Origin of the sequence: Streptococcus sp. 2020WUSS089 (assembly GCF_044427405.1) — a bacterium.
In the GTDB taxonomy this organism is placed as follows: domain Bacteria; phylum Bacillota; class Bacilli; order Lactobacillales; family Streptococcaceae; genus Streptococcus; species Streptococcus hashimotonensis.
On record NZ_JAOTGD010000011.1, the window covers coordinates 26,759 to 47,040 of the forward strand.

Here is a 20,282-nt window from a genome sequence, read left to right on the forward strand (position 1 = left end):
GCCACCTCCTACATACTGTCTAGTATAACAAAAAAGCCTAACGGATGTTGGCTTTTGAATAAGATGAATGTTAAAAATTCCACCAGCTTGTTGAGAAATCTCCAAATGGAAAAACTTTTGTAAGAATTGTAATCATTGCTCTATCCCCTTTATTTGATAAAACTATTTTACAACTTGAGAACTTTTTCCAACAGGACAAAAATGTCACATAACAGACCATCTTGTTGCCAATCTATTTCTAATTTTAACAATTAAATATGCATTACCTAACAGCCCTAGAGCATACTCAATCCTCTCCATCATGTAATGAAACACCTGACCTTGTTTGGTGTTTAACCAATTTTCTAACATAACCACCTCCTACATACTGTCTATGTATAACAAAAAAAGCCTAACGGATGTTGGCTTTTTGAATAAGGTGAATGTTAAAAATTCCACCAGCTTGTTGAGAAATCTCCAAATGGAAAAACTTTTGTAAGAATTGTAATCATTGCTCTATCTCCTTCATTTGATAAAACTATTTTACAATCTTAGTAAATTTTCCAACAGGACAAAAATGTCCTATAATTGACTATCTTTTCTCCACTCTTCTTCTAATTTAGCCGTTAGGTGTGCATTACCAATTATTCTTGCAAAAAGAAGTGCTTCTTCATATAAGGCAGTTGCTGCATCTTTATCTTTATTTATTAATAACTCATATTTCCACTTAAGCAGATTAAGAATAGGTTTCTTTTGAAAATCTTGGGTCTTCTGCATTATCTTATCAAGTGCTTCAAAGAGTGTAGGAATATAGCTAAATTCTTTCTTTTGTCCCAAAAGTCCAACTGAAGTTATCATCACATCCCTTAAAATAAACAAATCCCCAGATTCAACTAATTCTACTTGACTCGGAAACTTTTCAACCAACTCTAAAAAATACTGGAAATCACTACTCTGTTTAACTTCCATTCTCAAATTGATTAAATAGAGCTGGATTATCAACAAATCATTGACTGAAAATTGTTTTTTTCTATGTATCTGTTCAAAATAATCTTCTAGAATATCTTGACCAAATTCTGCTGTCTTCGTTTCAAATACATCAATAATAGATTGAATGGCATCAATCGCTATTTTCTCTTCTTCAGGCAAGTCATCATAATAGTCATCATAGATTTCTGTCATCATATCTGCCCGTTTTTCCATCAATTCCTCATTTTCATAAGTCGGTGTACGGAGGACATCAAATTTCAGTTTGGAATATCGTTCAGGCAGAGACACATAATCTGGCATAAGCTCATAGAGCCCCATGCCTAAGCGGGTTGCGATATATTGGATTTTTGAAAAAGTCGGCTTAGAAGTACCTGCTTCGATACGGGTTAATTGGCGGACGGAGAGCTCAAGTTCGTCACCGCAAAACTGTTCACGCGTCATATTGGCTGATTCTCGCAGCTGGCGCACACGTTGTCCAAATTCCTTATCGTTCATAAAACACCTCCAAATATTCTTTTGTATATTATAGCAAAATCATTACTCAATTTCCATACTTTTTTCTGTTTTTAAATAAAAAACAAACGGTTTTACGTTTGTTTTTGTTTGTATTCATCGGTTAATATTTGTTTTATGTCCAATAAAGAAACAATCTTCCAATTCTTCTCTACACCATCAATTTGCAGGTTGATGCTATGAATCCCTGCGTTGATAGCTGTTTCTACATCGAGCAACCGATCGCCGATGTAGTAGGTATTTTCTTTGTTCAGTCCGTATTTTTCGATAAGAAATAGCAGAGCTTCTGGACTTGGTTTGCGGGCAAAACCAGAATCGCTGGTCAAGATTTCTGTGAAATGGTGACGGACGCCAAGATCCTCCAAAACCTGAAAAGCATTGTCACTCTTGTGTGTATAAACGAAATTTTGAATTCCTTTCTCTGCTGTCCAATCCAGAATTTCACGCGCACCAGCCATCAAAGGAATCTGCGTATTCTTCTCCTTCAAGGAAGTCGCACGCACACGATTAAGTTCATCGCTATCTAGACCGTACTTGTCCGCATCACGCACCAGCAAATCCTTGACAGAATAACGAAGAATGAAATTCCTTACTTCTTCGCGGTCAAAAGGAAGATCATATTGTTCATAGGTTTCCTGAATTCCAGCCAAAATCGCTTCATAGGAATCCAAAAGGGTTCCATCCAAATCCCAAATAAATGTCGGTGTCATCTTATCTCCATTTCTAGTTTAGTTCGAACGTGAAACAAGGTCATTACTTGCTCATCTGCTCTGCCATTATTTTTCCGTATAGGGATAACCCAAGTGCTCGTAAGCCTTAGCTGTCGCGACTCGCCCCGTCCGTGTCCGTATGAGGAAGCCCTGCTGAATCAGGTAGGGCTCGTACATATCCTCCACTGTTTCACGCTCTTCGGCGATATTGACCGACAGGGTGTTGAGGCCGACGGGACCGCCACCGTACATCTCAATCATGGTCCGGAGAATCTTCTGGTCCACATAGTCCAGCCCCTCTCGGTCCACGTCCAGCATGGTCAGGGCCTTGTCCGTAATGCTATCGTCAATCAGGCCGTCGCCCATAATCTGGGCAAAATCCCGTACCCGCTTGAGCAGGCGGTTGGAGATACGAGGGGTCCCCCGCGAACGACGAGCCAGCTCGATAGCTGCTTCATGGGTAATCTCCATCTCAAAGATGTCCGCTGTCCGCTCGACAATCTCGGTCAAATCAGCCAGTTCGTAATACTCCATGTGACCGGTGATACCAAAACGAGCCCGCAGGGGATTGGATAGCATACCCGCACGAGTGGTTGCTCCAATCAGGGTAAAAGGTGGCAACTCCAGATGCACAGAGCGGCTAGCCTCCCCAGCCCCAATCATGATGTCAATGTAAAAATCTTCCATGGCAGAGTAGAGAATCTCCTCAACCGCCATGGGCATACGGTGGATTTCATCGATAAAGAGGACATCTCCTGGCTCCAAATCATTGAGAAGGGCCACTAAATCGCCTGCCTTTTCAATGACGGGACCACTGGTCTGCTTGATATTAACTCCCAACTCATTGGCAATAACAAAAGCCATGGTGGTCTTACCCAGACCTGGAGGACCAAAAAGAAGAGTATGGTCCAAGGCTTCATCACGGAGCTTGGCTGCCTCGATAAAGATTTTCAGCTGGTCCTTGACCTTGTCCTGACCGATGTATTCATTTAATTTCTGCGGACGCAGGGTACGCTCAACGTATTCCTCGTCCTGCATTTGTTCCATGTCTAAAATTCGATTTGTCATGAAACCATTATAGCATAAAATGAAAATACCAGACTCAGTGAGTCCGGTATTTCCAGGAGATTATATGATCCCTAACTCTTGTCGTTTGCGACTTAGAGCTGGGGACACCTTTAGGTGAAAAGTATTCCTGCTATTTCTAGCTTGGATATAGTATAGCTCACAAAACTGAAGGGCAACTAAAACAGAATTCATTTTATTTCTTTTCCACTATTCGCAAAAATCGCTCTAGATAGTGCGAATCTACTTGCATCATCGCTCTCTCATTTTCTCTTGTCAATCATTTTTACTCCTCAATCCGCACACGGATAAACCATTTATCAATACTCTTCTTCCCAGATCGCCGTAACCGCTCTGCCATCCCCTCCATATATTTTTCAAACTTTTCTTCCATCTTTGAAACTTTCGAGTCCCCGCTATCATTTCCTCCCAAAGATAATGTGTAAGTTGTTTGTTTCATTCTTTTCTCCTATCTATTCATTGTGCAAGTAATCATTCGTATTCATTTCTATTTATAAAGAATAGTGGATTTTTTCTTTCAACCCTGACAATCTATTTTTAAAGTATTTCCACCAATTTCCCAAGTAGAGAATCAAGGCCAAACTAATCAGGACAATCCACCCCAATAGGTAATAGAATTCTTGATTCAAAAGTTCAAAATGGGGATTTTTGAAAAATTCAATATAAGCTCCAAGAAAACTATATTTCAAAATCTGCCCCACTGTCTCATTCATCAAAGACAGGCTAGGTCCCATAGACACCGCCATTGTGATAAGCATCGAGGTAACCTGTGACTTGGATTGAGATTGGGAAGTTGCCCCGATTAAAAGGTTGATTAAAATGGAAGCCAGTGATGTCAAAAGCATGATAACCGAATAGCTAAGAACATATCCTGATACATCAGCCTGTGTGATAGCTGGAAATAGAATGAGGTTGACAAAGCTAATGACAACAGGATAACACAAAATAGACAGCACATATTCACTTGGGCGAACACCTGTCAGTAACAAGGTAGACAGATTATTCTTTTCCTTTTCTTCAGAAATCATTGCAGATATAGGACTTCCTACTGACATACCAATAGCCATTGAAAAACAAATTCCCATTAAATCCATTGCCTTGGTATCATCTGTTTTCATCACAAACTTAAACAGTAGTAACATGAAATAGGGCATCAATACTGGCAATAGAATGTTCTTATTGGTCACCAAGACTTGTGTTCGAAGCCAAAGTAAGGCTAAAAATCGTTTATACATTTAAGGTTGCTCCTGTCTGTTGAATAAAAATATCTTCCAAAGTTGGCTCACAAGAGTGAATAGTTGTCGCCTGAGCTAACTTTTCAGGTGTCAATTCACTAAACAATAGCTCATGATCACTACCGTCCTCAAAAGTAACCCTCACTTTTTTAGTGACATTGTACTTATGAATCAAATCCTGCGGACTTCCCTTTTCAACCAAATTTCCTTGATTCAATAGAACCAATTGATCACATAAGAATGTCGCTTCTGCCATATCATGCGTGGTCAAGAAGATCGTCGTCCCCTTACCCTTTAGCTCCAATAAGAGTTCATGAATCCGCTTTGAAGTTGTAGGATCTAGACCGCTTGTCGGCTCATCAAGAAACAATACTTTTGGTGAATTGATTAAGGCTCTTGCAAGCAACATTCGTTGCTTCATGCCTGTAGATAGTTTTTCTGCAATTGTCTTTTTACTATCCAGCAATCCTACTTTTTGTAGAATAACCTCTACTTCTTTCGAACTGACACCAAAGAATTTTGCATAGAACAACAAATTATTTTCCAAGGTCATCTTCTCGAAGAAACCACTTGAATCACTGACCAAGCCCATTGCTTCAAAGTCCTCTGGTGACAATAGGGTCGATTCCTTACCTAGTAGATAAGATTTTCCGCTATCTGCTGGTAGCTGCCCGGTAATAATCTTAATCATGGTTGTCTTCCCCGAGCCAGAGGGACCCAAGAATCCAAAGATTTGTCCTTTTTGAATGTCAAAGCTAATGTTGTCTAAGGCAACCTTGTCTCCAAACTGTTTATGGATATGTTGAACTGTTATCATGCTGTGCTCCATTTTCTACCTCTTTTGAATAGTGCTTGAGTCTGAAAAGCTAACTCATCGAAAACTCTCACCCTCACCTATTTATTCGTAAAATAGTTCAAAAAAATGGAAGTCCATCGACTCCCATTCACTAACTGGCTTGCGGTAAGCCTCTTAAGAAATCTTGATAGAGATGATTTCTCTCCACTAACTGCTGATGAGGACCATAATCGGCCACTTGTCCATTTTTATCTAAGACCAAAATAGCATCCGCCTCACGCACTGTGTGCAAACGGTGAGCAATGGTTAGCCTTGTTTTCCCAGCTGTTAAACGGTCAATCGCTTTGCTAATGACACGTTCTGTGACAGTATCTAAACTCGCTGTCGCCTCATCCAACAAATAGATAGGATGCTCTAACAACAAGGCTCTCGCAATGCTAAACCGTTGTTTTTGGCCTTCCGACAAACCTGTCCCATTTTCTGAAATCCGAGTATCTAAACCATCTTCCAACTCAGCTACTAAATGAGACAGTCCCAACTCCTTGAGAATATGAGCAATACGCTCTTCAGACACAGACTCGTTCTTTCCATACAATAGATTTTCTCTAATCGTTCCATGGAAGAGAGTATTATCTTGAGGTATGAAGGAAATCAATCTTCTCATCTCCTTGGTTGAAATATCACTTAAGCATTGTTGACCAATCCGAATCTCTCCTTGGTAGTCTTGATAGTATTTCATCAGTAAGGCAAAAATAGTTGATTTTCCTGCCCCACTTGGACCAACAATCGCCACATGAGCTCCCTCAGGAATTCTAACCGATACTCCATTCAAAACTGGATCTGTATGATAGGAAAACCGAACATTTTCCAACTGGATACTAGCTTCATCAACCAACTCTGTATCTGCCTGTTCTTCCTTAGTCAGCTCCAGCAACTCTACCAAACGTTTAGACACCGCCTGAAACTCCGTTAGTTCATTTAAGGAAGAGGCAATATCTGTTACTGGATCAATCAGTTGCATCATGTACAATACAAAGGTTGTCAATGTAGCCATGGTCATCACTCCCTTGGTCACTTCTATACCTGCTACCAGCAACATCAGAATGATAAAACCCGTCATCAAGCTACTAACCAAAGTATGTTGCACCGCTGACAGTCTAATCATTCTCTCAAAGGTTTGCGACAGTTTCTGAAAAGACTTGCCCATCTCTCGTTGTTCATGCTTTTCTCCCTGAAAGGCCTTCATCAAACGAATCGTTGTAAATTTATGACTAATTCTACTAGAAACCTGCCCTAATCCTTCTTGGTAAGCAGAGTAGTAACCTTCCAGCCGCTGATTCATTGGAATCATAACCATTGACAACAAAGGAAGCAACAAAAGACTAAGACCTGTGAGCCACGGACTGATGGTCCACAGAAAATAAATTGACCCGACAACCATCAAACCATTCATCAAGAAATTTGGAAGAATAACGGTAATGAAGTTCAGAACAACCGACATATCATTGGTCAAACGACTGGCAAGATCGCCGGATTGGTACTGATCCAAGTCCTTTACAGATGTGGTCAACAAGGATTCATAAATATATTGTTGCAACTGTTTGAGTGCCTTACTACCACTACGCCCGATGAAATAATTGGATAGGGCTTGTACCGTATAAACCGATACAAAGAAAAGGATGAAGCCAGCCAGCAATGCGGGTCGTGTTAATAGATTGCTTAAATAGGTTTGATCTAGCAACTGACCAATAAACTGGGGAAGAAGCAACCCCATTCCAACCCCAAGAGCACTCAGCGCTATTCCAAACAAGAACATCGTTTTATTGAGCGATTTCAACAACACTCCTACGAGTCTTCTATTCATACCTAGAACTCCAAATTCTTGAACTTTTTCGCAGCAATTTTAGTAAATACGAGTGCGTAAACAAGCGTCACACCGATAGCTCCTAAGTAAGCAAGTCCCGCTCCTGTCAGGCCTTCGCTCGCTAAAGGCATATAAGTAGTTGGAAAAAGCATCGCAACTGGACCGCCAACAACTGCTAAAATCATCATCGTAATCGTCACCAAAAATCCTGTGATCATTGTGGTAATATTTTTCAGATACAAGCAAAGAGCCGTTGCCAAACTAACCGATAAAATATCTTTTAGTAAATAAGCGACAATACAAAACACATTACTCAAACTCTCTGCCAAACTAGTATCAAAAACGGACTGACTGCCAAAAGGCAGGTGAATTACTCGAACATAATGTACAAATGCAGAGGTTGCAAAGAAGAGACCATAGAAAATGACAATTGTTGCTAAGAGACCCAAATATTTAGACCAGAAAATCTGTTTCCGCCCAAGATCCCGGTATAAAAACATGGTATGTTCATCTACTTCTTTCCTAAAGACAGAGATAGCCAAGAAATACAGGGTCAAACTAGGAAGAATAAAACTATCCACAGAGCTCATCATCATATTCGTAAAGGCAACAAGGCTAACCGACCCCTCACTAGCATGAATTTGCATAAAATTCGACCCTTCAATAAATGAAGTGACTAGATAAATAAAAGGAAACAAAGTGAACAGGAGATAAATCTGCGTCTCCTTTCGCTTCCAAATCGTTCTAAAGATAGCCGGAAAAATTTGCTTCATACTCACTACCCTTTCGTAAAGATTTCTTTCAAGTGATTCTCTTTCACTTCTAGTTTCACAATCAATTCTTGACGAGCCAGCACACCAAAAATCTGATTTAGCTCACTTGTAGGTGTAGCAGTGGAAATCTCTAACACTTCCCCCTCTAGCACCACATGCTCATTGAGCAAAGCCTCTACAGAATCTAGGTTTTTAGTCGTATCCAACTGCACGAGCACACTTGGATGAGATTTGCCTTCAAAAGCCTCTGCCAATTCTCCCGATTCGATATAGACATAGCGGCTACACAAGGCCTCCAGCTCACCTAGTTGGTGACTCGAAATCAACATGGAAATTTGTCGCTCACTCGACCACTGCTTCAAGATATCAATCAATTTCTGAACACCAATCGGATCCAAGCCCACAAAAGGCTCATCTAAGATAAGGAAATCTGGCTCCGCAACTAAGGCAATCGCCAAAGCAGTCCGTTGTTTCATACCAAACGAGAATCCCTTGGGTTTCCGATTACGAGCATCCCATAATTCTACCAATTTCAAAGTCTTCTCAATATTTGGATAGAGCTCTTTTTTCCCATGCAGGTCCAAATAAAACTTAAGATTGTCCACAACGGTCATTTCTGGATAGAAGACTGGATCAATCATAATCCCAAAGTCTGCCAACAAATTATCCTGGCTAAAAATATCCGTACCCTTATAAGTAATGGTTCCTGAACTTGGTTTTAGGGACTTGGCCATTAGTTTCATGAGCGTGGATTTTCCAGCTCCGTTTTTCCCAATCAGACCAACAATCTCGCCCTTATTGATCTCCAAACTCACATCTTTTAGTGAGTAAAATTCGTTTCCTGCAAACTGTTTTGATAAATGATTGATTTTAAGCATAAGTAACTCCTTTTTCTTTCTGACGACCTGTTTGTTGAATAAAATATGTAGCAAAAGCTATGCCATAGTACAATACAGCAACAAATAGTATTTGTGATGGAGCTAACAGATCACTAGCTACCTCGACACTCATGACATCGTCTGAAACTGTATTCAGTTGAGAAAACTGAGCCCACTGACCATTGCTACTCGTAATGTAGGCAAAAGCAGCATAAAATATCATTGACATTGTTGGAAAAATGCCTGCTGACCATGCTTTCCAAGAATTATCCTTTAGCAATCCTAGACAGATTGAATTGACAATGGGTGGTAGCAAATAGGTCAACAACAACAAAATAGGAACCGAAAGGCTTAACAGCAGTTGCGAACTTACAACTGTCAAACAAGTATAAAATAAACTCAATAGTAGAATAAATATCATCATAACCCTCACAATTAAAATGGAAATCTCGAAACCAACAGATTGTAGATCCAATGTCCTCCGATAGCATACTGCAATCCAAAACGTGTAGCTAATACAGAGAACAATAAACCTAGTGGAGTTCGAATGATTAGATTATCCAACAATGGATAATTCATATGTAGCAAAACTCCAAACAAGAGAGAAGTGACCAACATAGCTAGCCAAGTAGGGTATTCACTTTTTAGAATACGGTAGATAAGATAACGGAACAAGAATTCTTCACAAGTCGCAATAATAAATTGATTGACATATTCTTCACTTTGAATAAACCAGAAATTGATCAGGAAAATTGCAATAGCAAGCAAAACAAAACTTTTCCAACTGAACTTTACTTCCGATAGCTCCTGGCAAAGTTGATAACGCTTGGTTAACATAGATGGAAGTAGAATAAATCCTACTGGCATTCCAACCAGTATAGAAAATAGGTAAGCCACCTGTAAAAATTGACTGGGACTAAACAAAACCATAGATGTTGCTAGAAGATAAGAAATTGATGCTAAAATAATCAAAGCAACGGATAAGGCAACCGGTCTAATATAGCGAATTACCATAAAATACCTCTAAAACTCCAGCTTTTCAAAGTTCGAACGGCCTTTGAGATAGATAGCAATAATATAAAATGTCGTTATAGCTACTACCAAGGACCATGCAAGCAGTGGCTGATTAAAGCTCATCTGAGCATAGCCATTCGGTACGACATAACGAACTCCAATGAGAAATGGTGCAGTTGTTGTAAACAGCGACCAAAAAACTCCTGCTAAAACTGCCTGTAAGGATTTGGCTTTGATAGAAACCATGGCAACCAATAGAATACCGATAACATTGATTGAAATTGTTGCAAAAATAGATAGGAGAGTGGACTGTACATTATTCCAATCATCCGATACTACTTTTCCAGAAGCATTCAAGAAACCAAAATAAGCAATCGCACTTGTCAGCATTGTTAGAAGGACATAAGAGGCGTACATCGTCACTAAACTAATGATTTTTGCATTAAAAAGTCGAGTTCTATTCAGATCTTTATATAAAAATAGAATACCGCTATCAATCTCATCCCTAAAAACTGCGGAAATTATCAAGGATAACAGCAATGTTGGTAACACAATCCCATCCTGTGTTGCCAATGCTGCCCCTAGAAAATCTAAAAAATTATCCGTATATTCAGCTTTTACGCCTACTAAAAATTTAGACAATATCGGAACTAAGATTGGTAAACCAGCAAAGGCATAGAACAAAGCAACATCTCTTCTATAGATAATCGATTTAAAAATAGACCTAAACATATTCATATTGTTTCCCCTTTTTATCAATAAGATAGGAACTGTAACAAATTCCCATCTTATTGATAGCTAAATCAAATTAGCTATCAAGTTCTTTTTACAAAGTGTGACGACCGCGGCGATAAGTGTATTTGATAATACCCAGATCAATAGTGATGCGCTTATTCTTCTTAAATAATTGTTTCATTTTTACTCCTTTTTCTTTAAAAATTTACTAATCTGTTTACAAAGTATGACGACCACGACGATAGGTGTATTTGATAATACCTAGATCGATTGTTACACGTTTATTTTTCTTAAAAAATTTGTTCATTTCTATTTCCTCCTATTACTTTAACAATTTGATTTACTGATCGATTTACAAGGTATGACGACCACGACGGTAGCTATACTTAATAATCCCGAGGTCAATCGTTGTACGTTTGTTTACAATCTTGAACTTCTTTTTCATCCTTCTTCTCCTTTCATTTTTCCTACACTTGTTTATTCGTAAATCATTTGGAAAATGATTTATTTTTTCAAGTGTGTATCTCCTTGAGGGGTGGTTTCCCTCTCACTTACTTATTCGCAAATCGTTTGCATTTTTTGAAAAAATGTTATTTTTTTGAATAAGTTGTGAGCTTGCTTCCCCTACACTTATCTATTCGTAAACTTTTGTAAAAAATAATTTATTTTTACTCACGAATGATTGTCTAGCGGAAGGAGCTTGTTTTCCCCTTCACCTATTTATTCGCAAGTAAACAAAAAAATTCTCTGGAAAATCCAAAGAATTTTGATTTTTTTATAATCCAAGTCGAGCAAAGATATCATCCACCCGCTTAGCATAGTAGTCTGGGTTGAAGAGTTCATCGATTTCTTCTTGACTGAGTTTGGCTGTCACACGCTCATCCGCTTCGAGAAGGGGCTTGAAGTCCACCTGATTATCCCAAGACTGCGCAGTTTTTGGTTGCACCAAGTCATAGGCTTCCTCACGGGTCATGCCTTTCTCAATCAAACTGAGCATGACACGCTGGCTGTAAATTAAGCCAAAAGTCGACTCCATATTGCGTTTCATATTTTCAGGGAAGACCGTCAAGTTCTTGACGATATTGCCAAAACGATTGAGCATATAGTTGATAAGAATAGTCGTATCCGGCGTGATAATCCGCTCCGCTGACGAGTGGGAAATATCGCGTTCGTGCCAGAGAGCCACATTCTCAAAAGCCGTCACCAAGTGACCACGCACCACACGAGCCAGACCGGTCATATTTTCAGAGCCGATAGGGTTGCGTTTATGGGGCATAGCAGAGCTGCCCTTTTGGCCTTTGGCGAAATACTCTTCGACTTCGCGTTGTTCAGATTTTTGTAGCCCACGGATTTCTGTCGCCATACGCTCGATAGACGTTGCAATCAAGGCTAGGGCTGAGAAATATTCTGCGTGGAGGTCACGAGGAAGGACCTGAGTTGAAATTTCCTGCGGACGAATGCCCAATTTGCCACAAACATACTCTTCCACAAATGGTGGAATGTTGGCAAAGTTACCAACCGCACCTGAAATTTTACCAGCCTCAACGCCTTTGGCCGCTACATCAAAACGCTCCATGTTGCGTTTCATTTCGCTATACCAAGTCGCTAATTTAAGACCGAAGGTCGTTGGCTCCGCATGAACACCGTGGGTACGACCCATCATAATCGTGTACTTATGCTCACGAGCCTTGTCGGCAATGATGTTAGTAAAGTTTTCAAGGTCACGACGGATGATGTCGTTGGCCTGCTTGTAGAGGTAGCCGTAAGCCGTATCCACCACGTCGGTCGAAGTCAGACCGTAGTGGACCCACTTGCGTTCCTCACCAAGACTTTCCGAAACCGCACGCGTGAAAGCCACCACATCGTGACGGGTCTCCTCTTCAATCTCTAAAATGCGGCCGATGTCAAAAGTCGCATTCTCACGAATCAAGGCCACATCTTCTTTGGGAATCTCACCCAACTCAGCCCAAGCCTCATCAGCGAGGATTTCCACCTCCAACCAAGCCTTGTACTTGTTCTCTTCACTCCAAATAGCCGCCATCTCTGGGCGGGAATAACGTGTTAGCATGATTTTTACTCCTTATCTAAAATAATATTTCTATATTTGTCTTCTGCAATTACATTATCTAAAATATCAATATTGTCATTTTTTAAAAGTTTATATTTAGAAATATACAGGTAATCCGTTTCAGCAAAAGCCATCTTTGTGCTACGATAAGTTTCATCAAACCATAAAATATTATTCACATAATGGCCTTCAAAGAATTCGCTCAATTCTTTAGTATGGTTAATAACAAAATCTTTGATTTCCGATGCCTTCGTCAATTTTTTAAATTCTTCACAAGGAAAACCTAGACGTCGTAATATTTCGCTAATTGCATCTCCCCTAAATCCAACATTATGATTCTTTATATTAATTAAATTTTCATTAATATAATTTCGTGATAGAGCGATAATATATCCATCTTCAATTGAAGAAGAGATATTAGTAGGATTTTCTATTACAGAATTTTCAATAACTATTTTTTGATCATAAAATAACTTATTCACTACTTCATCAACTCTATTGGACAAGACATACATAATTTCTTTATTAGATGTTGGAATATAAACTTTACCTGACTTGATATACCAATTCACATTCATTTTACCAAATTTCATCGTTCTTCCATTGTAATGTTCTGCTCTTGGTAGGCCACCATTATCACAAATCTCATCTATTTTTTTTAAATAGGTAGGCAAAATTTGTTTACAATAAGCGTTTTCTACTAGAATCTCAATATCATCTGGTAATGCAATTGACTCTCTACTCAGGGGAATTTCAATTCCTTCCGTATCCTCTAGTACAATCAAAGGGATTTTATAAATATCTGCAAGTGGCCTTGGTCTCAAATTTCTATTATAAGAAAAATTATTATAGTAGTGTTTACGATATTCAACTTTTATAATCATATCTCCATATAAAACATGATTATATAAACTATCTAACAACTTATTTTGTATTGAATAATCATTCTGCAGGTACATATAAATTTTATATGGTTCTTCAGAAATACATTTAAAGTCTGATAAATCAAGAGTATTAAACAGGTAATTTATTTCTTTAAAGCCAATATTCAAGCTTATTTTACCTCCTCGAACAACATCACTTAGTCCAAAATATCCCAAAAAATCTTTAATTTCATTATGTTTATTTATTTCAGCCCCAAATACTTTTGTTAATCTTAAGCAAACAAAAGTATAAGAATCTTCGCTAAACTCCAGATTGCTATTTTCAATTTGAACTTCTTTGCTTGATTTAGTTGTATCAGTATACATCCTAAACGAAATCGGCTTTTCTCCTGATTTCTTCGTCTGCACGTAGATAGAATCTGAAATTAGAAACATAGATAATGCACCTATGCCAAACTGTCCTACTAAATTTTTAACAGTTTTATCTCTTTTTCCAGATTTTCCAATTGTTAAGTAGTACTCCTTAATCTCATCAATAGACATCCCTGTACCATTATCTAAAACTGACAAAAATATTGTATCATCTTTTTTCTCTAGAGAAATTTTTATATCATACTCCCTATTAGCCATTTTACAAGCATCCATTGAATTTTGTAATAACTCTCTCATGACTACTGTTGGCTTATGTTGCCCCTCATAAAGCGGAATAATAAAGTGATTGACAACATCATTTTTGGAAACTGCAAATTCTAAATTATCTGATTTTAAAGATACATTTTGTAATACTTCATAAAATTCTTTGTAACTCGTTCGTAAATAAAAGACATTAATTTTTATTGTTAAACCATTTGAAAGTGATAAATCTTCTTTTTCTAAAAAATATTCTGGCTTATCATCCGGAGAATACGAAACGATATATACCCTTTCTTGAAATTTATCCAAATCTTTCTTGCTTAACGTCACAGTCAAAGTTGAAAGTATGTCTTTTATATTCCTATCACTGACACTATATCCCAAAAACACTATCGGAGATTCTACAAATATTGTTAATAATTTAGAATATATATATTTGCTTTTTTCAAAAAATTGATCATAATCTGCTTTCGTAATTATAATAGACTCTGGATTACTTATAGAACCATGAATTTTATAGAGTTTTTTATTTTTTGTCTCCGAAGAAAATAAATCATCATTATGGATATAAATATCGTCACTATCTATATTGAAAATATTGCTTTCTAATAAAGAATCGTAATTTGTAGTAATTAGTTTTTGATAATGAATATTTTTAAGTATCGATATTTCTCGCTTATTGTCAAGATTTATTGTCAAATTCTCTAAATATTTACTGATTAATTCTCTAAAAGGCCTCTTTATATTACCATCTAATAATTCACTCCCGTTTAGTTTTGTAAAATAAATGGCCTCCAATCGTTCTGCAAGTTCTTCATAATTACTATCAGACCATTCCCTTAATACCTTTTTATCAACTCCTACTTCCTCAGAAATTTTCTCCAATAATTCCAACCAAGTAGGGGAATTTAAATATCTTTTTGATAACCCCGAACCCACAAACAATACCGGCTTTTGAGTTAATCTAGATAATTTTTCAAAGCCATACTCTATATTTTTCAAATCTCTAAAATCAATCCTATCACTCATCTTCATTCTTTCTAATCTTATTTGTATCGAACGCCGCTAATTTATTTCAGCAAAAGTAGATAACTAAGCATTTCATAATGAATTGTAATCCAACTATTCAACGAATAATTACTTAACATAAATATGCAGAGACAAACCTCAACATAATATTTCTTCAGAAATCTATCCCTATACTAAACTCCTCAACCTCATCAGGCACATCACTAAACACCGTCACGTGTCCCATTTTACGATTGTGCTTCGCTTCTAGTTTACCATAAAAGTGGGGATGAGCGGTAGGGTTTTCTTGAAGAAAGGTTTGGACGGCTTCCATGTCTTGTCCGAGGACGTTGATCATAACTGCTGGAGAGAGCAGGCGAATAGGAGGGAGGGGTTGACCAAGGATACCCTGTATATGGGTATCAAACTGTGAAAAATCACAGGCTTCAATGGAATAATGTCCTGAATTGTGTGGGCGAGGGGCGATTTCGTTAACCAGAATGTCCTCCCCTGCGACAAACATTTCAACACAGAGAGTACCTGCTAAATGGAGCTTGTCTGCGATTTGCAGGGCCATTGTTTTGGCTTTTTCAGCTAGTTCATCTGAAATACGGGCAGGCACGATAGTTTTGTAAAGAATATTATTGCGGTGGACATTTTCCTGTACAGGAAAGACGGTGTAGTCGGAGCCATTGCCTGACACAAGGACGGAGATTTCCAGGTCGAAATTCACAAACTCTTCCAAGACACACTCGGCAGAGTTGGCTAACTGACTAGCCTCTACCAAGTCCGCCGCTTCTCGAATGACCTTCTGACCGTGTCCATCATAGCCCCCAGTGGCTGTCTTCAAGACGTAGTTTTTGCTGAGGTCCAGACCTTCTAGGTCTAGGCTAGAGGTAACCACTTTGTAAGGGGCGACTTGCACGCCAGCTTTTTTTGCCAAAAAATCCTTCTCAAAAATGCGGTTCTGGGAAATGCGGAGGAGGTCTGTCCCCTGAGGGAGCTGGCCGTCCTTGATGACCGCGTCCAGTCCGTCAGCATCGACATTTTCAAACTCGTAGGTCAGGACATCGCACCGCTCCGCCAACTGTTTGAGGGCCGCCACATCGTGATAGGGAGCGACGATGACCTCGCTTACCTTGGAGGCTGGGCAGTCCGCCGCGGGATCCAGCGTGATCACTTTGTGACCCATATAAATGGCAGAAATAGCCATCATCTGCCCTAACTGACCGCCACCGATAATTCCAATTGTCTTAGATGAGGTCATCTGTCATCGCCTCCGCAATTTTTTCCTGTTCCTTGGCAAAATCTGCCAGCTGAGCTGCAATGGTTTGGTCTTCAATGGAGAGAATGCGAAGAGCTGTCAGAGCTGCATTGGTCGCACCTGCTTCACCGATTGCCATGGTCGCAACAGGTACACCGCCAGGCATCTGCACAATAGAGTAGAGCGAATCCACACCGCTGAGGGCACGGGACTGGACTGGGACACCGATGACAGGCAGGGTGGTCTTGGCTGCTACCATACCTGGCAAATGAGCCGCACCGCCCGCTCCTGCGATAATAACCTTGATGCCACGGTCACGCGCTTCCTCGGCGTGACGGAACATGAGGTCTGGGGTGCGGTGGGCAGAGACCACTTTCTTTTCATAGGCTATGCCAAATTTGTCCAGCACTTCGGCTGCTTTTTTCATGGTTTTCCAGTCGGAACTAGAACCCATGATGATGGAAATTGGAATGTTCATGCTTGTACTTCCTTTTCTTTATCCCTTATTTTACGGCCTTACTTCCAATATCTGTCCGATAAAAGAGGCCTGTCGTGTCTTGTTTCTTCAACTCCGAGTAAATTTTTTCTTGGGCTTCTTGGACGGTGTCTGCTGTGGTAACCAGCATATAGACCCGACCGCCGTTTGATAGCAGTGCTCTGCTATTTTCCGCAAAACGAGCCCCTGCATAGTAGGTCGTGATGTCTCCCTCGGTCCTTGCTGGCAAGACCACACCTTTTTCGTAATCCAAAGGATAGCCGTTTGATGCCACCACTACCCCAAGCGTCACGCCACTATCTAGCCAAGTCAGCTGTGTCGTGCGTTTGTGGAGGATGTCGTCAATGTTCTGAGCAAAGTCAGAGGTCAGACGAGGCAGGATAATCTGGGTTTCCGGGTCGCCAAAACGGGCGTTGAACTCGATGACCTTGGGACCTTGGTCGGTCAGAATCAAGCCAGCATAGAGCACGCCCAGATAAGACCGCCCTTCCGCAATCATGCCGTCCAGAATAGGCTTGACAATGGTGTCAACCGCTGTGTCCACCACGCTTTGAGGCAGGTGGGGAACAGGAGCGTAAGCCCCCATACCGCCTGTGTTGGGACCTTGATCGCCGTCAAAGGCACGCTTGTGGTCCTGGGCTGTCGGCAGGATATAGAACTGGTCGCCGTTGACCAGAGCAAAGAGGGAAAACTCCTCACCTGCCAAGAACTCCTCGATGACCACGCGGGCACCTGAGTCGCCGAACTTGTTGTCCAAAAGCATCTCATGTGCCGCATCGACCGCCTGCTCAACGGTTTCCGCCACAACTACTCCTTTCCCTAACGCCAAGCCGTCCGCCTTGACCACGATGGGAGCCCCCTGCTCTTCGATGTAGGCTTTGGCTTCTTCGAAGTTGGAAAATGTGCCAAAGGCTGCTGTTGGAATACCGTATTTGACCATGATTTGTTTGGCAAAGTCTTTTGACCACTCCAGCTCCGCGGCTAGACGACTCGGACCAAAAGCTTTTAGTCCCGACTGTTCAAAATCATCAACGATACCTGCTGCCAGAGCATCGTCTGGACCAACAAAAGTCCAGGCAATGTCATTTTCCTTTGCAAAGTTGATTAATGCAGAATGTTCGGAAATTCCGATATTGACCAATTCAATACCGTCTAAAGTCATTCCGTCATTTCCAGGAGCGACAAAGACCTGTTCTACCTGCTCAGACTCTAACAATTTCTTTGCTATAGCATGTTCACGACCACCAGACCCAACAACCAAAAGTTTCATTTTTCACACCTCAAAAACGGATTTTATATAAACAGTATAGCAAAAACAGACGTATTTTGATAGAAAAAGCAGGGGAATGTTCGGGAATGGAAAAAGCTCACACGAGGTGAGCAAATTATCTAAAAGAATGTACTGTTATTGAATAGTAGTCTCTACTTGCCTAGCCTCCTCTTTTTCCAACTGCTCCATTTCAGAAAATAATTTACTAGCTACATTATTGATACGATTTATAACATCTTGTAAGTTGGAGTGAAGGGCATCTGTAATATTATGAAGGTGAATCCGTACTAAATCACTGTTTTCTGGTTTGTTAAAAGAGTGTAGTAAATCTACAGTCGCAACCTGTAAACGTAAGTTTTCTGTGGCTATTCCTAGTTCCAGTCCCAATTCACTAAACTGATTTTTATTTAACATTGCTATTATCCTCACTTTCATATTTACGAGAACAGCTTAACGGACTAGACTGAAAATATTCTAAAAAAAGTAACACCCCAACTTCTCCAGCCGGGGTGTTCCTCTTTCTCCAAATTTCTCAATGTCTAAAATGTCTTACTCCCGTAAAGACCATAGTCAAGCCGTACTTGTTGGCCATGTCAATGGAGTCTTGGTCGCGGACAGATCCTCCCGGCTGAATGATAGCCTTGATGCCTGCCGCTGCGATTTCTTCCACGTTATCAGCAAAGGGGAAGAAGGCATCCGACGCCAAAACGGCTCCTTCCAAACGGTCCTTGGCTTGCTCGATAGCGATGCGGACGGAAGCCACACGGTTGGTTTGCCCCGGTCCCACGCCCAAAGTCATCTTGTCATTGGTGATGATGATGCCGTTGGACTTGACATACTTGGAGGACTTCCAAGCGAACTCCATGGCCGCCCACTCTTGCTCGGACGGTTGACGCTCGGTCACCACCTGCCAGTCCGCGGGGCTTTCCACCACCACGTCCTGATCCTGTACCAAGAGCCCGCCGACAACGCCTGTGAATTCCTTCTCAACTTCGCTCGCATCCTGTGCGTCAAAGGCCAACTCCAAAATCCGAAGATTTTTCTTTTTATTGGTCAAAATAGCTAGCGCTTCTGCCGAGTAGCTCGGTGCGATGATGATTTCTAAGAAAATCGGGTGCATCTTTTCAGCCGTCGTAGCATCTACTTCTCTGTTCAGCACGACGATGCCTCCGAAAATCGATACTGGGTCAGCTTCATAAGCGTAATCCCAAGCCTGTTCAATGCTTTCTGCCTGCCCGATACCACAAGGGTTCATGTGTTTGAGAGCCACAACAGTTGGACGGTCCTTAAAATCACGGATAATCCGAATGGCTGCATCCGCATCACGAATGTTGTTGAAAGATAATTCCTTACCATTTAACTGCTTAGCAGAGGCAATCGAATAATCTGTTGGAAGGGCATTTTGGTAGAAATCCGCATTTTGCTGGGGATTTTCTCCGTAACGCATCGGCTGATTGAGGTCATAAGTAATGGTTAATTTTTCAGGCTTATCTTCGCCTACTTGCTTGGTAAAATAATCTGCTATTAAGGCATCGTAAGCTGCGGTATGACGAAATACCTTTGCAGCCAGTTGCTGACGTGTTGCATAGCTCGTTTCCCCCTGCTCTGCAATTTCCCCTAAAACCGTCGGATAATCTGTCGGATTCACTACAACTGTTACGCTGGCGTGGTTCTTGGCTGCCGAACGAAGCATAGAGGGACCACCGATGTCAATATTCTCCACCGCTAAATCATAGGTCACATCTGGACGTAAAATAGTCTCTTTGAAGGGATAAAGGTTAACCACTACCAAGTCAATCAAGCCGATTTCATGGTCGCTGGCTGCTTGTAGGTGGCTGTCCAAATCCCGACGTGCTAACAAACCACCGTGTATTTTCGGATGAAGAGTCTTGACACGACCATCCATCATCTCAGGAAAACCAGTCACATCATCAATGGCGATGGTAGTTACACCAGCCTGATCCAAGGCAACCTTGGTACCACCGGTGGAGATAATTTCCCAACCAAACTTGGTCAATTCTTGGGCAAACTCTACAATGCCTGCCTTGTCGGATACGCTAATTAACGCACGTTTTGTCATGATTTC

General features: G+C 40.5%; 20 protein-coding genes. All 20 read right to left on the reverse strand.

Going from position 1 to position 20,282, the window contains the following annotated elements:
* Positions 1-204: 204 nt before the first annotated feature.
* The 20 genes from ODU46_RS08305 to purH all read right to left on the reverse strand — a co-directional run bounded on the left by ODU46_RS08305 (position 205) and on the right by purH (position 20,276).
* Complete coding sequence (locus ODU46_RS08305) at positions 205-351, reverse strand: hypothetical protein (RefSeq protein WP_153309212.1); 147 nt, start codon at positions 349-351, stop codon at positions 205-207.
* 210 nt (positions 352-561) lie between these two features.
* Positions 562-1,464 carry a helix-turn-helix domain-containing protein gene (locus ODU46_RS08310; RefSeq protein WP_398579491.1) on the reverse strand — a complete coding sequence of 301 codons (903 nt, stop codon included), beginning with the start codon at positions 1,462-1,464 and terminating at the stop codon, positions 562-564.
* A gap of 92 nt (positions 1,465-1,556) precedes the next feature.
* Positions 1,557-2,192: an HAD-IA family hydrolase gene (locus ODU46_RS08315; protein ID WP_398579492.1), complete on the reverse strand. Its 636-nt coding sequence runs from the start codon at positions 2,190-2,192 to the stop codon at positions 1,557-1,559.
* 66 nt (positions 2,193-2,258) lie between these two features.
* Complete coding sequence (ruvB, locus tag ODU46_RS08320; protein WP_398579493.1) at positions 2,259-3,260, reverse strand: Holliday junction branch migration DNA helicase RuvB; 1,002 nt, start codon at positions 3,258-3,260, stop codon at positions 2,259-2,261.
* Positions 3,261-3,543: 283 nt separating this feature from the next.
* Positions 3,544-3,717 (reverse strand): hypothetical protein, encoded by a 174-nt coding sequence (locus ODU46_RS08325; protein ID WP_398579494.1) that lies wholly within the window; start codon positions 3,715-3,717, stop codon positions 3,544-3,546.
* A gap of 52 nt (positions 3,718-3,769) precedes the next feature.
* Complete coding sequence (locus tag ODU46_RS08330; RefSeq protein WP_398579495.1) at positions 3,770-4,513, reverse strand: ABC transporter permease; 744 nt, start codon at positions 4,511-4,513, stop codon at positions 3,770-3,772.
* Complete coding sequence (locus ODU46_RS08335) at positions 4,506-5,342, reverse strand: ABC transporter ATP-binding protein (protein ID WP_398579496.1); 837 nt, start codon at positions 5,340-5,342, stop codon at positions 4,506-4,508. Before ODU46_RS08335 ends, ODU46_RS08330 begins: the two co-directional genes overlap by 8 nt.
* 118 nt (positions 5,343-5,460) lie before the next feature.
* Entirely contained in the window at positions 5,461-7,173 is a 1,713-nt protein-coding gene (locus ODU46_RS08340) for an ABC transporter ATP-binding protein (RefSeq protein WP_398579497.1), read from the reverse strand.
* A 2-nt stretch (positions 7,174-7,175) separates the two neighbouring features.
* Positions 7,176-7,946, reverse strand: coding sequence for a hypothetical protein (locus ODU46_RS08345; protein WP_398579498.1), 771 nt, complete (start codon positions 7,944-7,946; stop codon positions 7,176-7,178).
* Positions 7,947-7,951: 5 nt separating this feature from the next.
* Positions 7,952-8,824 carry an ABC transporter ATP-binding protein gene (locus tag ODU46_RS08350; RefSeq protein WP_398579499.1) on the reverse strand — a complete coding sequence of 291 codons (873 nt, stop codon included), beginning with the start codon at positions 8,822-8,824 and terminating at the stop codon, positions 7,952-7,954.
* Positions 8,817-9,245 (reverse strand): Msa family membrane protein, encoded by a 429-nt coding sequence (locus ODU46_RS08355; protein ID WP_161943651.1) that lies wholly within the window; start codon positions 9,243-9,245, stop codon positions 8,817-8,819. The genes ODU46_RS08350 and ODU46_RS08355 overlap by 8 nt, the downstream gene beginning before the upstream one ends.
* 14 nt (positions 9,246-9,259) lie before the next feature.
* Positions 9,260-9,838 (reverse strand): lysostaphin resistance A-like protein, encoded by a 579-nt coding sequence (locus ODU46_RS08360; protein ID WP_398579500.1) that lies wholly within the window; start codon positions 9,836-9,838, stop codon positions 9,260-9,262.
* Between the two features lie 9 nt (positions 9,839-9,847).
* A complete protein-coding gene (locus ODU46_RS08365; RefSeq protein WP_398579501.1) occupies positions 9,848-10,576 on the reverse strand; it encodes an amino acid transporter in 729 nt (242 codons plus the stop codon).
* A 772-nt stretch (positions 10,577-11,348) separates the two neighbouring features.
* A complete protein-coding gene (gene purB, locus ODU46_RS08370; protein WP_398579502.1) occupies positions 11,349-12,641 on the reverse strand; it encodes an adenylosuccinate lyase in 1,293 nt (430 codons plus the stop codon).
* A 5-nt stretch (positions 12,642-12,646) separates the two neighbouring features.
* Positions 12,647-15,187: an SIR2 family protein gene (locus tag ODU46_RS08375; protein ID WP_395315568.1), complete on the reverse strand. Its 2,541-nt coding sequence runs from the start codon at positions 15,185-15,187 to the stop codon at positions 12,647-12,649.
* A gap of 154 nt (positions 15,188-15,341) precedes the next feature.
* A complete protein-coding gene (gene purK, locus ODU46_RS08380; RefSeq protein ID WP_398579503.1) occupies positions 15,342-16,433 on the reverse strand; it encodes a 5-(carboxyamino)imidazole ribonucleotide synthase in 1,092 nt (363 codons plus the stop codon).
* Complete coding sequence (gene purE, locus ODU46_RS08385; RefSeq protein ID WP_398579504.1) at positions 16,420-16,908, reverse strand: 5-(carboxyamino)imidazole ribonucleotide mutase; 489 nt, start codon at positions 16,906-16,908, stop codon at positions 16,420-16,422. The genes purK and purE overlap by 14 nt, the downstream gene beginning before the upstream one ends.
* Before the next feature lie 25 nt (positions 16,909-16,933).
* Entirely contained in the window at positions 16,934-18,196 is a 1,263-nt protein-coding gene (purD, locus tag ODU46_RS08390; protein WP_398579505.1) for a phosphoribosylamine--glycine ligase, read from the reverse strand.
* A 135-nt stretch (positions 18,197-18,331) separates the two neighbouring features.
* A complete protein-coding gene (locus tag ODU46_RS08395; protein ID WP_253216905.1) occupies positions 18,332-18,610 on the reverse strand; it encodes a hypothetical protein in 279 nt (92 codons plus the stop codon).
* Between the two features lie 118 nt (positions 18,611-18,728).
* Positions 18,729-20,276: a bifunctional phosphoribosylaminoimidazolecarboxamide formyltransferase/IMP cyclohydrolase gene (gene purH, locus ODU46_RS08400; RefSeq protein WP_398579506.1), complete on the reverse strand. Its 1,548-nt coding sequence runs from the start codon at positions 20,274-20,276 to the stop codon at positions 18,729-18,731.
* Between the last annotated feature and the right edge of the window lie 6 nt (positions 20,277-20,282).

Bases quoted from the DNA above. Each gene is read 5' to 3' on its own strand.
- ODU46_RS08305 (WP_153309212.1), bottom strand. From the start codon at position 351: ATGTTAGAAAATTGGTTAAACACCAAACAAGGTCAGGTGTTTCATTAC.
- ODU46_RS08310 (WP_398579491.1), bottom strand. From the start codon at position 1,464: ATGAACGATAAGGAATTTGGACAACGTGTGCGCCAGCTGCGAGAATCA.
- ODU46_RS08315 (WP_398579492.1), bottom strand. From the start codon at position 2,192: ATGACACCGACATTTATTTGGGATTTGGATGGAACCCTTTTGGATTCC.
- ruvB (WP_398579493.1), bottom strand. From the start codon at position 3,260: ATGACAAATCGAATTTTAGACATGGAACAAATGCAGGACGAGGAATAC.
- ODU46_RS08325 (WP_398579494.1), bottom strand. From the start codon at position 3,717: ATGAAACAAACAACTTACACATTATCTTTGGGAGGAAATGATAGCGGG.
- ODU46_RS08330 (WP_398579495.1), bottom strand. From the start codon at position 4,513: ATGTATAAACGATTTTTAGCCTTACTTTGGCTTCGAACACAAGTCTTG.
- ODU46_RS08335 (WP_398579496.1), bottom strand. From the start codon at position 5,342: ATGGAGCACAGCATGATAACAGTTCAACATATCCATAAACAGTTTGGA.
- ODU46_RS08340 (WP_398579497.1), bottom strand. From the start codon at position 7,173: ATGAATAGAAGACTCGTAGGAGTGTTGTTGAAATCGCTCAATAAAACG.
- ODU46_RS08345 (WP_398579498.1), bottom strand. From the start codon at position 7,946: ATGAAGCAAATTTTTCCGGCTATCTTTAGAACGATTTGGAAGCGAAAG.
- ODU46_RS08350 (WP_398579499.1), bottom strand. From the start codon at position 8,824: ATGCTTAAAATCAATCATTTATCAAAACAGTTTGCAGGAAACGAATTT.
- ODU46_RS08355 (WP_161943651.1), bottom strand. From the start codon at position 9,245: ATGATATTTATTCTACTATTGAGTTTATTTTATACTTGTTTGACAGTT.
- ODU46_RS08360 (WP_398579500.1), bottom strand. From the start codon at position 9,838: ATGGTAATTCGCTATATTAGACCGGTTGCCTTATCCGTTGCTTTGATT.
- ODU46_RS08365 (WP_398579501.1), bottom strand. From the start codon at position 10,576: ATGAATATGTTTAGGTCTATTTTTAAATCGATTATCTATAGAAGAGAT.
- purB (WP_398579502.1), bottom strand. From the start codon at position 12,641: ATGCTAACACGTTATTCCCGCCCAGAGATGGCGGCTATTTGGAGTGAA.
- ODU46_RS08375 (WP_395315568.1), bottom strand. From the start codon at position 15,187: ATGAGTGATAGGATTGATTTTAGAGATTTGAAAAATATAGAGTATGGC.
- purK (WP_398579503.1), bottom strand. From the start codon at position 16,433: ATGACCTCATCTAAGACAATTGGAATTATCGGTGGCGGTCAGTTAGGG.
- purE (WP_398579504.1), bottom strand. From the start codon at position 16,908: ATGAACATTCCAATTTCCATCATCATGGGTTCTAGTTCCGACTGGAAA.
- purD (WP_398579505.1), bottom strand. From the start codon at position 18,196: ATGAAACTTTTGGTTGTTGGGTCTGGTGGTCGTGAACATGCTATAGCA.
- ODU46_RS08395 (WP_253216905.1), bottom strand. From the start codon at position 18,610: ATGTTAAATAAAAATCAGTTTAGTGAATTGGGACTGGAACTAGGAATA.
- purH (WP_398579506.1), bottom strand. From the start codon at position 20,276: ATGACAAAACGTGCGTTAATTAGCGTATCCGACAAGGCAGGCATTGTA.